The 14555-nt window shown below is 34.2% G+C and carries 8 protein-coding genes; 2 read left to right on the top strand and 6 right to left on the bottom strand.

Going from position 1 to position 14555, the window contains the following annotated elements; translation table 11 throughout:
- The first annotated feature begins 42 nt into the window (after positions 1 to 42).
- Together ABI657_RS05000 and ABI657_RS04995 are read left to right on the top strand one after the other, a co-directional pair.
- The gene (locus ABI657_RS05000; RefSeq protein WP_348096146.1) at positions 43 to 1194 is read left to right on the top strand and encodes an ATP-binding protein; all 1152 of its coding nucleotides are present in this window, start codon (positions 43 to 45) and stop codon (positions 1192 to 1194) included.
- Positions 1195 to 1321: 127 nt separating this feature from the next.
- Positions 1322 to 1831, top strand: coding sequence for a hypothetical protein (locus ABI657_RS04995; protein ID WP_348096145.1), 510 nt, complete (start codon positions 1322 to 1324; stop codon positions 1829 to 1831).
- A gap of 111 nt (positions 1832 to 1942) precedes the next feature.
- Here ABI657_RS04995 and ABI657_RS04990 read toward each other — a convergent pair whose 3' ends face one another.
- The 6 genes from ABI657_RS04990 to ABI657_RS04965 all read right to left on the bottom strand — a co-directional run bounded on the left by ABI657_RS04990 (position 1943) and on the right by ABI657_RS04965 (position 14538).
- The gene (locus ABI657_RS04990; RefSeq protein WP_348096144.1) at positions 1943 to 4108 is read right to left on the bottom strand and encodes a glycoside hydrolase family 3 C-terminal domain-containing protein; all 2166 of its coding nucleotides are present in this window, start codon (positions 4106 to 4108) and stop codon (positions 1943 to 1945) included.
- A gap of 260 nt (positions 4109 to 4368) precedes the next feature.
- A complete protein-coding gene (locus tag ABI657_RS04985; protein ID WP_348096143.1) occupies positions 4369 to 5817 on the bottom strand; it encodes a RagB/SusD family nutrient uptake outer membrane protein in 1449 nt (482 codons plus the stop codon).
- Positions 5818 to 5833: 16 nt separating this feature from the next.
- Positions 5834 to 8986 carry a SusC/RagA family TonB-linked outer membrane protein gene (locus tag ABI657_RS04980; protein ID WP_348096142.1) on the bottom strand — a complete coding sequence of 1051 codons (3153 nt, stop codon included), beginning with the start codon at positions 8984 to 8986 and terminating at the stop codon, positions 5834 to 5836.
- A 56-nt stretch (positions 8987 to 9042) separates the two neighbouring features.
- A complete protein-coding gene (locus ABI657_RS04975; protein WP_348096141.1) occupies positions 9043 to 9495 on the bottom strand; it encodes a hypothetical protein in 453 nt (150 codons plus the stop codon).
- 81 nt (positions 9496 to 9576) lie between these two features.
- Positions 9577 to 10779, bottom strand: coding sequence for a hypothetical protein (locus ABI657_RS04970; protein WP_348096140.1), 1203 nt, complete (start codon positions 10777 to 10779; stop codon positions 9577 to 9579).
- Between the two features lie 477 nt (positions 10780 to 11256).
- Entirely contained in the window at positions 11257 to 14538 is a 3282-nt protein-coding gene (locus ABI657_RS04965; RefSeq protein ID WP_348096139.1) for a VCBS repeat-containing protein, read from the bottom strand.
- Positions 14539 to 14555 lie beyond the last annotated feature (17 nt).

Genomic DNA, 14555 nt, shown 5'->3' with positions numbered 1-14555 from the left:
ATATACAACAAATTTAAAAAATTAAAAGTGTTGCATTAAGTTATTGAATTTACGATTGATGTTGCGACCAATGGTCTTACTTATTCGGATCGACTTATTGAATGGTTTGGTTATGATCCTTCCAACCATGATTACACTCAGGTTATACCCATAATTGCGGATAAAGATCAACAAAGAGTAGCCAGCGCTGTTTTGTGGGCTTTAAATTCTGAATCAGGAGGTGATTATGATGAAATTTATACCATAATTAATGCTAAAACCGCACAAAAGCGAGTCTTACATGCTCAGGGAAAAACCATATTTGATTTGGATGGTAAACCAATTAGGATAAATGGAACTGCTCAGGATGTGACCTTACAGTATGAAGTGCAAAGTGCTCTTGAGCAAGAAGTGCAAAACCGCACACAAGAACTTGACAAGGTTGTTAAAGATCTTAAGCAATCGAATGTACAACTTTTACAGTCTAATGAAGAGCTGGCTCAGTTCGCCTATATTGCTTCTCATGATTTACAGGAGCCTTTACGAAAAATAAGTACTTTTTCACAAATGCTTGAAACGAGCCTTGGGGAAAGTGCCGGAATTACGGGCAAGAATTATATAAACAAAATCATGCAATCTGCCATACGCATGAGAACTCTTATCAATGATGTATTGAATTACTCAAAGCTTGCCAAATCTGAAGAAAAGTTTGAAAAAGTTAATTTAAACGAAATTATTGAACATCTGATTTTGGATTACGATTTATTACTGGAAGAAAAACACGGTAAAATTTTAGTGGATGATTTGCCGGTAATTGAAGCTAATCCTGTTGAGATGATGCAACTTTTCCGCAATCTTATCAGTAATGCACTTAAATTTTCCAAAAGCGATATAAGTCCTGTTGTAAGGATAACTCTGGGATCAGTTTCAGATAATGATGTAAAGAATATTTCGCCTGGAAGATCTGTATCAGAATTTTGCAAAATCGAGGTTAGGGATAATGGTATCGGTTTCGAGCGGGAATATTTTCAGCGTATATTTAATATTTTTCAAAGACTACATGCCAAGACTGAGTATGAAGGAACAGGTATTGGACTTGCAATGTGTAAAAAAATTGCCCAAAACCATGATGGTGATATTTATGCAGAAGCTGTATTGGGTGAAGGAGCCTTATTTAGTATTATATTACCGGTGGAAGGTAAGTTGAAACAATAAATCCGGTTTTCAATTCCTCACCAGAAAACGGAATATGACTAACTATAGGGTTAACGTGAACTAAAGAATTTATTTCAAAACTATTAAGAAATTAGATATGAATAATTTACAAGTTGCTCAGGGAGATATGAGAAGTGGCTATGGTTATGGATCAATTGGAGTTTTTATTTCCGGGCTAGTCTGGTTACTTTCTGGCCTTATGGTAAATTTATATTCATCCCATAATGGTATTTGGACTTTAATAATTGGAGGGATATTTATCTTTCCGATATCCACTTTAATTGCAAAACTAATTGGTATTAGAGGAGGGCATGATAAAAATAATCCTCTTGGCAAACTTGCCATGGAGGGCACAATTTGGATTATAATGTGTATACCTTTGGCTTATGGTTTGTCATTAATAAAAGCGGAGTGGTTTTTTCAGGCAATGATAATGATAATTGCTGGACGATACCTGACATTTGCAAGTATTTATGGTATGCGTATTTATTGGGTTTTGGGAAGTATTCTCGGAATAGCATCGTACGCTCTCTTTAAATTGGAAGTTGATGCATATGTCTCCGCATTGACAGGTGGTTTAGTTGAAGTACTATTTGGTGCAATGATTTATATCCAATACAAAATAAAAGGGAAATAGTTAATTTAAGTTTTTCTTTTCTTAAAAGGCATGAATTTCTATCTGCAAAAAGAAGGATTGTCAATAACAATTTTCTATTGACAATCCTTCTTTTAAAATTTTGTATCAAATTTATTGTACAGTAATACTCAGGCTGCTTATAATATTTTTAGCTGATGTAGCTGTATACAGTACAAATTCACCAGATTCGATTTTCCAATTGGAAGTTTTTGCGTCATAAAAAGCCAGGTCTTTTACTTTAACTTTTAGATCAATTGTTTTTTGTTCTCCAGGTGCCAGAAATATTTTATCAAATGCTTTTAATTCCTTTTTAGGTCTTAAAACAGAAGGAGTAGTTTGACCTGCATACAATTGAACCACTTCTGCGCCATTGGTTTTTCCCGTATTCCTGATATTGAATTTCACTACTATATCATCATTCGCACTATACACTTTTTTATCGGTAGTAACATTTGAAATTTCGAAAGAGGTATAAGACAGACCGAATCCAAATGGGTGTTGAGGCTCAATTTCTTTAGTGTCGAACCAGCGGTATCCTACTAAAATATCCTCATCATAATTCACTTTAAGGTCATGTCCCGGATATGCTCCTAAGGCATGAGCTGGTGATTGGCTTAACGTAACAGGAATTGTGAAAGGTAATTTTCCCGATGGAAATTCTTTTCCGCTTAATACATCAACAACAGCATTTCCGGCTTCCATTCCACCATACCATCCCCATACTAATGCGGGAACACGAGATTCAATACCTGCTAATTCTAATGGTGAACCGGCAATTATTACAACAATAGTTTTAGGATTTGCTTTGGCTACTTCCTGAATTAAAGTTTCTTGTCCGTAAGGCAGACGCATATGTAGTTTGTCAAATGATTCCGAATCAAAATCATGGTTCAAACCTGCAAAAATGATTGCCACATCAGATTTTTTGGCTTGGGCTACTGCCTCATCGATTAATTTCCAATCTACATTATCAGTATTCAATTGACCTTTGCTGCTTCTTTCAGCTACGTAGGATTGTTTTTCATAACCTTGTGCAAAATTTATTTGCATCGATTTGCCATATTTTTTGGTCATAGCCTGAAGAGGCGTTATCTCATAAAGAGCTTTGATTTCTGAACTAAATCCGCCACTGCAATGTGTACGTGTTGCATTATCACCAATAATAGCTACTGATTTTAAAGCGCTCATATTTAATGGTAAAATTGCCTTTTCATTTTTCAGTAAAACAACTGCCTCTACAGCAGAACGATAAGCAGCCAGTTGGTGTTCTTTAGTATTTAAAGAGCCTTTTTCTCGAGTTTTGGGATCCAAAACTTTCGTTTTAATCATGACTCTCAGAATATTTGCTACCTTTTCGTTAACTATAGTTTCTTTTATACGTCCTTCTTGTACTGCTTTAATTAAAGGGTCTGCAAAATACCAGTCGTTATAATTTTCTTTTTCGGTTCCCATTTCTAAGTCCAAACCGGCCAAAGCTGCTTTTTCAGTACTGTGAACAGCATCCCAATCAGACATGTAGACTCCTTTGAATTTAAATTCATCTCGTAAAATAGTTCGGCCCAAATAACTGTTTTCAGTACAATATTCGCCTCGAAATTTATTATAAGCTCCCATAACTCCCAATGCTCCTGCATCAACAATTGAAGATTTAAAACCAGGTAAATAAATTTCACGCAAAGCCCTTTCGCTCATATTTGCATCAATCACAAAACGATTTTCTTCCTGATTATTGGCTACATAATGCTTCACACAGGCAGCAACATCCTTTGTTTGCAAAGCTTCAATGTAATTTATTGAAAGTTGGGAAATAAGAAAAGGATCTTCGCTCAAATACTCAAAGTTTCGTCCACAAAGTGGAGATCGAATGATATTGATCCCTGGGCCAAGCAACACATCTTTTTTGCGAAAACGTGCTTCTTCCCCTAAAACGAGACCACGTTGTTTAGCTAGTTTTAAATTCCAACTTGCAGCCATAGCTGTTCCTGGAGGAAAACAGGTAGATGAATCATTAGTTTGTCCTGTATATTTCCAGTCATGACGATTCATTTCTGCTCTTACTCCATGAGGACCATCAGACAAAGCCCATTCCGGAATTCCAAGGTGTTTTATTTCTGAGGTGTAAAATTTAGAGTTCCCATGCAACATACCAACTTTTTCTTTCAAAGTCATTTTTTTAATTAACTGTTGAATTCTTTTTTCTGTCGCAGTATCAGTTTGGGAAAAAGAACTTTGAAAAAATACTGAAAACAAAACGATAGCGATAAATTGTAATCTCATTTTAGATGTTTTAGGAAACCTTTTTGGTTAAATTTAATAATTTGATTTTTAATATAAATTGAAATAAATTCGATTTAACAAGTTTTCAAAAATAGAGCAATAGGGGATATAGTAATCCTACAAATCGAGCATTTTATGAAATAAATGATGCAGAATTTAATGAAAACATCAATTATTCAACTTTAATAAAAATTGATCAAACATATTATTTACGATGCTAATATTGATAATTTAATTAATAATCTTGCAGCTATTTATTTTTAAGGATTAGGAACCATTAAATGATTGGTTGCTATTTCCCCACTTGGTATTGGCCAGATATAATTACTGCTGGTTGGCAACACCAGGGGAGCTGTTCCAATAGAGCCTTTTTTGGCGGGTAATGTTTGCACTTTTCTTTGTAAATCCATTAATCGGATACCTTCGCCTAAAAACTCAATATCTCTTTCTTTTTGTATTGTTGTAATCAGGGCTTCTTTTGTTGCTATGTCGTTTGCCGGAAAAACATAACTAGCGTCTGAACGATTCCTTACCGCTTGCAATAAAGCTGTTGAAGTTGCCAGGTCATCAGTATATGCAGCTGCTTCTGCATAATTTAACAATACTTCTGCATATCGGATCACAGGTACATAATCCCTGAAAGGCGCAGTTGTGATATTGAATTTTTTTAATACTTTTTGATTTGCTGAGCTCGTACCTATAAGAGTAGAACGTGCATCAGTTCCGGAATTAAAGGCAGGATTGCTAACGATTCCTTCAGCAGCCAAAAAGATAATCGGCTGTGCTAAATAATTATACGCCAAGGCATATTGTGCCGAGGGTGTTTCAATGGAAGAATTTGCAAAAGGAATAGAAAAAATCGCTTCAGTTCCAGTGTAACTTCCTCCAAAAATTGTTGCAAAATTAGTCTCTAATTTATGGGTTAGATTACCTTCGGTATATTGAAAAGGCATTGTAGCAGAAACTATTTTTTTAGATTCTGTAATTACCGCATCAAAATTATTCTGAACAAGTAAAACCCTTGTTTTTAAAGCAATTGCCGTACACTTTTTAGCTCTGGAAGTATTAAGTAATGGAGTGGCATAACTAACAGGTAAATCTGTTTCGGCTTCATCTAAATCTTTTAGGATTTGTGTATAAACCATTTCTACCGAACTTCGGGCCAAATCATTATTTCCGGAAGTCGTTATTGGTGTTAATCTTAGAGGCAGGCCCAATGCATTTTTATCCTGATTGTAAGGTTTTGCATAGGTTTGAATCAAACTAAAATAACAAAACGCACGAATAAATTTGGCTTCAGCAATGTACTTTTTAGCCAAATCGTTTGAAATAACAGTGGTTTCATTCATTTTGCTAATTAAAATATTAGAGGCATTGATTGCAGTGTATCCAACCGACCAGACATTGTTTACGAAATCATTTGTTGATGCTACATTTTGATTCCATACCGCTGAACCTGTTGCTGCATTTCCGTCATTTTGACCAAACTGATCTGCTCTTTGTTCATTAAAAACAATAAATCTGCCACCATAGAAACTTTGATTTTGCAATTGTTTGTATAAGTTATTGGTCTGTGCCAAAATTTTTTCAGGAGTACTAAAAGCAACAGATTCCGGAATACTGGTTTCAGGCCGTGTATCTAATAAGTCATCATTGCAGGCTGATGTAAACAGTAGAATAAACCAGCAGAGTAAAATATATTTTTTCATTTCTTTGTTTTAATAATTAAAATACAATATTTAAGCCTAAAGTATACACCTGAGCGTTTGGTGGAACATTTTGATCTTTTCCAGAATTAATAGAGTTTCCGTTAATAGAAACCTCAGGATCAGATCCTCTGTATTTAGTAAAAGTGTACAAATTGTTACCTTGCAAATACACATAAATAGAGGTGAAGGTGTTTCTTAGAAAAGAAAGATTAGTAGGTACATTATATCCTAAAGACACATTTTTGAATTTCACATAAGAACCATCTTCGACTTTTGAAGTACTTGAAAACGAAAAACCTGCCGAAACATTATCACCATAATACAACTTTTGAATATCGGTTATCTGGCCTGGAGTCGTCCATCTGTTTTTTATAAACTCCCCATTATTAAAATAACGCTGATCTGAGTTGGTTGCCCGAGTTCCATTATAAAGTTTGTTTCCCTGAGCAAAAGTCAGGTTTATACCTAAAACAAAATTTTTATAATTAAATGTATTATTTAATCCTCCAAATAATTTTGGTAATGAAGGACCTTGCATAACGCCATCTTTATAGTTATCTATCGCAGGAGCAGCTGTACCATCAAGATAGGTCCATTTTGGAGAACCAATATGATTATATTGCACTTCCCTGCCTTCACTGTTTATAAAAACCATTTGGCCATTTTCCGGATTTACACCTTTGTTAGGCACTGCAAAAACAGATCCGACAGAATAGCCCACTCTGGTCATATTTTGGACTCCAAATACACTTGGTACAAATACATCACTGGCTAATGAAGTTACTTTGTTTTTTAAGGTGGAAAGATTCAAATTTACATTCCAATTAAAATCTTTTGTATTCAGAACAAGTGCATTAATTCCTAATTCAAAACCTGTGTTGTACATACCGCCAACATTTTCGTTGATGTAATTATTTGGGATTCCTGCTGAAAGTGCTTGTGGGGTTTTTAGAATAAGATCTCTAATTTTATTATTGAAATAATCAAGTTCTACTGAAACACGGTTATTCAGCATAGCGAAATTCACTCCTAAATCGAGTTTTGAACTTGTTTCCCATTTTAGGTTAGGATTGGCAGTCTGGGAATATCCTAAAGTTGGAGTTCCTCCATAAGTAGATGAATTATACGTTCCGATAGCAGGATAATTTCCTATTTCGCTATTTCCTACAATACCATAACTGGCTCTCAGTCTTAAATTATCTAAAAAGGCATTTATTTTTGAACCCTTAAAAAAAGGTTCTTCTGTCAGGTTCCAACTTACTGAGCCTCCTCCAAAATTACCATATTTATTTCCTTCTGATAAAGCTGATAAACCATCAATTCTATAATTCAAAGTCAGGAAATATTTGTTTTTAAAATTATAGTTTAGATTGGTAAAATAGGATAGTAAAGCATTTTCCGAAAGGTCATTACCTATAGGCGAAATATTGGCATAGCTTCCCTGATAGTTCTTATAATAAGGGTCTGTGACATTACTTTGAGAGGCTCCCCAACTATTAAGAGTCGTTTTAATTCGTTCATAACCCAGCAAAATTGCAAAATTGTGGTTTTCACTAAAAGAATCTTTGTAGGTAAGGGTATTTGCCCAATCTGTTCTTGATAAATCGGTAGCAATATTGGTTGCGATACCGTTGTAAGAAGCGCCCCCTCCATGAATTGGATTTAGAAAAAGTTTGTTTTCCAAACCAATAGTGTTTAACCCGAAACTGGTTCTAAAGACCAAATTCTTATTTATATCAAACTCTCCGTAAATATTACCTAAAAGTGATTTACTAAGCGAAGTAGTCAAATCAAGTTCCTGAACCATAGCTAAATTATAGGCATTAATAGTACCGATAATAGACGGAATATTGGCGCCATAACCAACACTTATTCCATTTTGAATGCTATAAGATCCATCAGGTTTGTAAACAGGTACGTTTGGAGGCAAAACATACGTCATTCTTCCTAATGGTTCATTGGTAATGTATTCTGTGTTATAAGTTGATGAAGACAAGGTATTACCGGCAACAGCACCAGTATTTGGGCCGACATTTTTTGCATTGCTATAAGAAACATTGGCACCAACCTTAATAAAACTATTTACCTCATGACTAATGTTTAATCGTGTCATGTAATTTTGAAAAGTATTGTTTTTTATAAAACTATTTTGATTAGTATAATCTACTGAAAAATAATATTGAGTTGTTTCATTAGCACCGGAAATGTTGATGTTGTGATTGCTCGAAAAACCTGGCTCGTACGCAACATCATACCAATTAGTATCTACTGTACTACCATCAGGATTTGTAGTCAGGAAAAAACCAGGAGCTTTACCTGCATTAACCAAAGCTTCATTTTTTATCATGGTATAATCTTCTGCATTTAATAATTTAGGCAGATTATAAGGTGTACTCCGACTGAACCAGCTATTGTAATTAAATTTCGTTTTACCTTTTTTACCTTTTTTTGTTGTAATTACCATAACACCATTTGCGGCTCTGGAGCCATATATCGCAGCAGCTGAAGCATCTTTCAATACATCTATAGACTGAATATCATTAGGATTAATTCCCGAAAGTGGATTATTACCAACAAACCCACCCAAAGATCCCGTAAAAACCGCGACACCATCTACTACAATCAAAGGAAAAAGTCCGGATGTAATCGTGTTTAATCCGCGAACCCGAATGACAGGCGTATTATTTAATACACTTGTTGACTGGATAACATCTATTCCTGTTCCCTGACCGCCTAATAACTGATCAAAACTGGTGGAAGGGCGGTTCTGCAATTGCTTTGCTGAAACAGTAGCAACAGAGCCTGAAAACTCCGATTTTTTTTGAGACAAATAGCCGCTTGAAATCAGTACTTCATCTAACTGATTTGAATCTTTAACTAACCTTACTGTTAATAAATCTAATGAGTTTATCAAAATTTCCTGAGCTTGGTATCCCATAAAACTCAATTTTAGTGTAGAGGGCAATTTTTGATTCTGAATAACAAATTCGCCATTTTCATTGGTAGTAGTTTCCTGGGTTTCTGACTCAACTCTTACTCCAATCATTGGCAAATCGTTTTTTGCACCAATGATTATTCCTTTCAAATTTTGCTCCTGAGCATATGTTTGTGCAGTAAGCAAAAAGAAAAAACAGATTAGCAACTTTAAATATTTTTTTTCTCGTAACATATTATAAATGTTGATTTAACTAATAAATACTTAATGTACTTTCTTAGCGTTATTTTTTAGTTTAATATTTGATGATTATCAGTATAAAATTTTTGCTCTTTTTTCAAATTTATTTCCTCATAATAATTTTCGTTATATTTTCCGGCAATAACAAGAGCTCCCGCTACCAAAACAAGATTTTTTATAATGTACTGACCTGCCAATGTTGGTTCGTAAGGGAAGATTTCGAAACAACTGGATTGTAAAATGAAAAACGGAGTGAGTGTGGCTATCATGTGTAATAAAAGTAATAGTACAGTTGCCGGAATCAATTTTCTGATTAATAAACCTAAACCGATTAAGACTTCACAGATTCCAAGAGTCGGAATAAAAAATTCGGGATTAAACCAAAAAACGGTTTTCTCTACCAAATCACCAGCGGGGCTCATTCCAAATACTTTCAAAATTCCAAACCAAATATAAATTATTGATAGGGCAGTGCGCATTAAGTTGACACTGTGTTTTGCCATTTTATTACTTAACATGAAATAGAAAAAATTAAAAGAAGTTTTCATTTTTTTTAAAGTAATTATTACCATAATATATTTTTATTAAAGTGTTGTCAGCTTCATTTTTTTTCCTGGACTAAAGCGATAAGAGTATCCTAAATTAATTGAATAGTCAGCAAAAGCGGCATCTCCCTGAACATGGACACGTTTTGCAGGATCAGTTATAACAGAATTTTGCAAATCCTGATTCGCAATATCGGCAGCACTCTGAATACGGTTTTTTACAATATTGTAAGGCAAAAACAGACTAAGGTTATGTTTTCCTATGCGATATGAAAATCCATATTCTACCGCTACTACATATCCTGGACGGCGATACGCAACTTGTCCTCCAAAAGCATCGTAGGCTGGAATACCTTCAACTCTTCCTGCTAATGAAATATTAAAGTTTTCTTTTTTGTCTATTGAAACCGATAAACCTGCTCTTGCAAAATATTGGTCTGGTGAAGCATAAATTTCATATCCTTCTAAACCTGCTTTTGGCGGTGATTTAAATGTGCCATTTGATTCCTTAGGGTTAAAAAGATAATATCCATTTGCAAATCCGTAAAGACGCCCGGTTAATTGTCTGAATACTTGTAGCTCTGCTGAAATTCCAACACCGCCATCACCTGGCTGAATTGCCTGATCCATTACTACACTTTTTGTGGTTCCGTCCGTTTGGGGTGCATCATCCATTTCATCATGGCTTCCGGTATTTAATTTCAGTCCTAATCCTACCATTAAGTTAACTTTATGAGCCGTTTTTGGATCAAAAAACCAATAATTCACACTTAGTCTGATATCTCCAATACCTTGAGCATATACGCTGTATCTAAGAGTATCTTTTACGGGTGTTGTCTGTCTCAAAACCTGAGAACGTTCATTATGCACATAAGGCAAAGTGGCGTTTATTTGTATTCTATCTGTTATTCCGTAAGAAATATTAAAATCTAAAGCATGCGAATAAATGTTCACAGCATTGCCTATCTCTACACCATTTTCGTCATGACCGCCACCTGTAGTTTGACGTTCTAATTGTTCTTCCTTTCCAACAAAATGTCTCCAGGAATGAAAATAACGATAATTAGTTCCTACTTGAAATTCGCCACTTTCTAAATTATAAGAGCCGGCAGCATTCATATTAAGCCCTCCCATTTGTCGAACAGCTACACAACCCTGAGCTGTAATTTTTTCTGTTCGGCATACAATTAAGATAAAGGCTATAAAAATAAATGTATTATATAATGATGAAATTTTTTTCATGATTTTTTTTGTTTTGATGGACGTAAAATTGCCAGATACTTATAGACTAATCAGAATTGCAAATCATTTTAATCTGATTCTTTCTATGACAAAACTGATAGACTGATAATCTGACCAATAAAAAGGACTTGTCCTAATGGGCTTTATTTTACAAAGAATAATAAATGAAAATAGCTAATAGTAAATTGTAAAGAACAATTTACCTTAGTTTGAAACACATGATAGATAGTATAAACAAGTAGTATAACTAATTGATACTTCCTGAAATTGTTTATGGACAATATCAGGATCATATCAAATTGAATTACTAATTAACAGTTTACAAAAACAATACTTAGAAGACCTTTGGCCTTGAAAGTATTGTTTAAGAATTAAGATCTACAATTGAAAAAAACTGAAGGAGGATTCAATTAAGAATCAACACGAGTAATTAATACATTGTGAGACAATAAAACTTCTAACATGTTTGTTCAAACTTTAATTAATTCTCACGCTTTGTAAAAACGAATTATTTTTAGTGACCAGAAGATAGGTTTTTCCTTTAACCTTGATTTTTTCCATGTTTTTAACATCGCCAGGAGTGAAAAATCCGCTATCAACCGCTGATATCGACCTAAATTTTCCTTTGCCATTTCCTTTTAACAGTAATCCATGACCGGCATCATTTCTTGGTGTTTCCACCTCAGAATTAAACATATTTCCGGTAATTAGCGCATCGAGATTTCCATCATGATCATAATCATCTACCATTATTTGATTGATGCACGTAAGCTGTGCTTCAACAGGTAATTGATGAATTACGAATTTGCCATTTTTGTTTTCTAAGTATATACTGGCAAACGATTTCACTTTATAATGTAAAGCTTCTTTAAGTGATTTTTCTGTATAAACATCAACCAAAGTAGCTTCAGAAAAACTTTCATAATCTTTGAATTTTTTCTTGATATTTGGAATCTGCTGAGACGAACAGCCACGGCCACGTACAGGATATTGCTTTCCGTCATTGTAATAACTTAACACAATATCTTTGTGTTTATCATTGTCAAAATCTTTAACAAAAATATCAAAGGTTTCATCAGGAGTAGCTTTGTATTTGTAGTTTAGGCCATTATTTCCCACGATATAATCCATGTCGCCATCCTTATCAAAATCAGCTTGTTGAATGCTCCACCACCAGCCGGTTGTATCATCATTAAGTCCCAGGTTTTTAGTAACTTCTTTGAAACCTGATTTTGTGTTTTGAAAAACGCGGATTGGCATCCATTCGCCCACAACAATAATATCATCTAATTTGTCATTATTAAAATCGGTAATTACGGCACTTGTTGCCATTCCTAAATTAATAAATTCTTTAGGGGACTTTTTAGAAATTTCAAATTTAGGTTGTGTTGCTGTACTTATATTGTGCAACAAATATGTTGTAGTTGGTGAAGGATATTGTCCGGGAACTTGTCTCCCTAATACCAAAAGATCTTGTTTTCCATCTTTATCATAATCAATAGGATATACTTTTGAACTACTGGTTAACATCGTTGGTAATACTCCTTTTGTCGCTTTGGTAAAATCTCCTTTTCCGTTATTTAGATATAATCTGTCTTGCAATTTTGGGTCATTTACTAAAAATTCGTAACCTCCGCTGACTACATACAAGTCATTATCTCCATCATTATCAGCATCAAAAATTAACGCTCCGGTATCTTCACTAGCTTTATCATCCTCTAACGCCTGAACTTTCTTTTCTGCAAAGCCATTTTTAGACTGCATAAATATTTTTCCGGCGTAGGTTGCAGAACCACCAATAAAATAATCATCGAGACCATCTTTATTTAAATCACCTACAGCAATTGCAGGTCCAAAAGTAGACATTTTATGAGGCAGTAATACCTGATCTTTAAAATCATCATAAATATTTTCTTCGTGCTTAAAAACCGGAAAAATAGTGTTCTCTGTTGCAAATAAATGAGCTTTAGGAGCTGTTTCTAGTGCTGTTTGCTCTTTAGCATCCTGTTCTTTAAAGTGTAATGTTTGGTTTGCTTTTACATTATATAATTTTTGCACTTTGCCATTAGTCCAAACTACTTTTACTTCGTCGATTGTTTTTTCCTTTGCTAAACCAAAATGCACTTCAGGAGCTACTGATGACTGAAATCCTCTTGTTAAAGTAAGCTCCTGCATTTGGGTTCCTTTTTTTGTTTTGATATAAACACGATTCCCTAAACCAAAAGTATTTTTAGAATTTCCTTTGAAATCCATTTTAATGTAATTATTGATTTTAGAGCTTGAGTTTTCGAATACCGATGCATAATCATCGATATTATTTACCACCAAATCTAAATCACCATCGTTGTCTAAATCAACATACGCCACACCATTTGAAAATCCTTTATACTCAATTCCCCATTTTTTATTGACTTGTTCAAAATTTAAGTTCCCTTTATTCTGATACATGAAATTATCAATTTTCTCTGAAGGAATTTCCTGAGATTTTTTAAGTAGGTCTTTTGGCTGTAAATTTAATCCTTCCAAACTATGGAAGAAGTCATTATTATTAATCTCTCTTCTTGTTCCATTAGTTATAAACAAATCCTTATTTCCGTCATTGTCAAAATCTGCAAATAAAGGACCCCAGCTCCAATCAGTAGAGGATGTTCCGGTTATACGGGATATATTGCCAAAATGGGGTATACCGTTTTCATTAACTCCTGTATTTAGCTGCATACAATTGTGCATATACTGATAATTAAAACCAACATCAACCACATCCCAAAAAAGTTTGGGATTCATACTGGACATATTCGCTTTTTTACGACGATTGTCCTTCGCATCCATATCTACCTGAAACAGATCTAAATTGCCATCGTTATTAAAATCAGAAATATCAACACCCATTCCATAGAAAGAATTATGGGCTGTAGCTTGCTTTATAACTTCCTTAAAAGTGCCATCCTGATTGTTTATATACATAAAATCAGGTGCGCTGAAATCATTTGAAACATAAATATCAGGCCAACTGTCATTGTTTAAATCACCAATTGTGGCACTTAAAGATAATCCATACGCTTTTACACCTGCTTCTTTGCTAACATCAGCAAAATGATTCCCATCGTTACGATACAGATGTCCTGATTGGGAGTCTTGCACGTTAAACATCATTTGCGCATAATCACTAGGTACTGAACCAAATTTTGTAGGTGGATAATTGGCGACAAATAAATCTAAATCGCCATCCTTATCATAATCAAAGAAGCTACTCTGAATGCTGTTTCCATCATCATCAATTCCATATTCCTTGGCTTTTTCTGTAAAGGTTCCATTACCATTGTTAATATATAATTCATTATTTTTAGGTCCAAACTTTCCACTTACACTACAATAAATATCTAAAAATCCATCAATGTTTACATCAGCCATAGTTACACCATTATACCAGCGGTCATCACCTCCAACACCTGCCTTTGACGTAATGTCTTCAAATTTTAGATTTCCTTTATTTAAATACAATTTGTTTGATATCTGATTTCCAGTAAAATAGATGTCTACCAGACCATCATTATTGATATCGCCGGTAGCAACTCCTCCTCCTAAATAAATATAACTATAGGTAAAGTAATTTAGGGAATCATTTTCTGTCAAATTATTGCTAAAGTCAATTCCCGTATCAGCTCGATCTAAAGTAGAAAATATCTTCTCATTCGAATCTTTTGTAGAACAATTAACAAGCAATAATAAACTTAGCAGGCTAAAAATAGCTATTCTCATTTTTTTATTTTTTATTT

It is taken from the genome of Flavobacterium sp. (genome assembly GCF_039930565.1).
Taxonomy (GTDB): Bacteria; Bacteroidota; Bacteroidia; order Flavobacteriales; family Flavobacteriaceae; genus Flavobacterium.
Note: the sequence above shows the minus strand (reverse complement) of the source record. Positions and strands in the feature narration are given on the sequence as shown.

Coding starts and splice junctions, on each gene's coding strand:
- ABI657_RS04965 (WP_348096139.1), bottom strand. CDS start 14,538: ATGAGAATAGCTATTTTTAGCCTGCTAAGTTTATTATTGCTTGTTAAT.
- ABI657_RS04990 (WP_348096144.1), bottom strand. CDS start 4,108: ATGAGATTACAATTTATCGCTATCGTTTTGTTTTCAGTATTTTTTCAA.
- ABI657_RS04995 (WP_348096145.1), top strand. CDS start 1,322: ATGAGAAGTGGCTATGGTTATGGATCAATTGGAGTTTTTATTTCCGGG.
- ABI657_RS04985 (WP_348096143.1), bottom strand. CDS start 5,817: ATGAAAAAATATATTTTACTCTGCTGGTTTATTCTACTGTTTACATCA.
- ABI657_RS04975 (WP_348096141.1), bottom strand. CDS start 9,495: ATGGCAAAACACAGTGTCAACTTAATGCGCACTGCCCTATCAATAATT.
- ABI657_RS04970 (WP_348096140.1), bottom strand. CDS start 10,779: ATGAAAAAAATTTCATCATTATATAATACATTTATTTTTATAGCCTTT.
- ABI657_RS04980 (WP_348096142.1), bottom strand. CDS start 8,986: ATGTTACGAGAAAAAAAATATTTAAAGTTGCTAATCTGTTTTTTCTTT.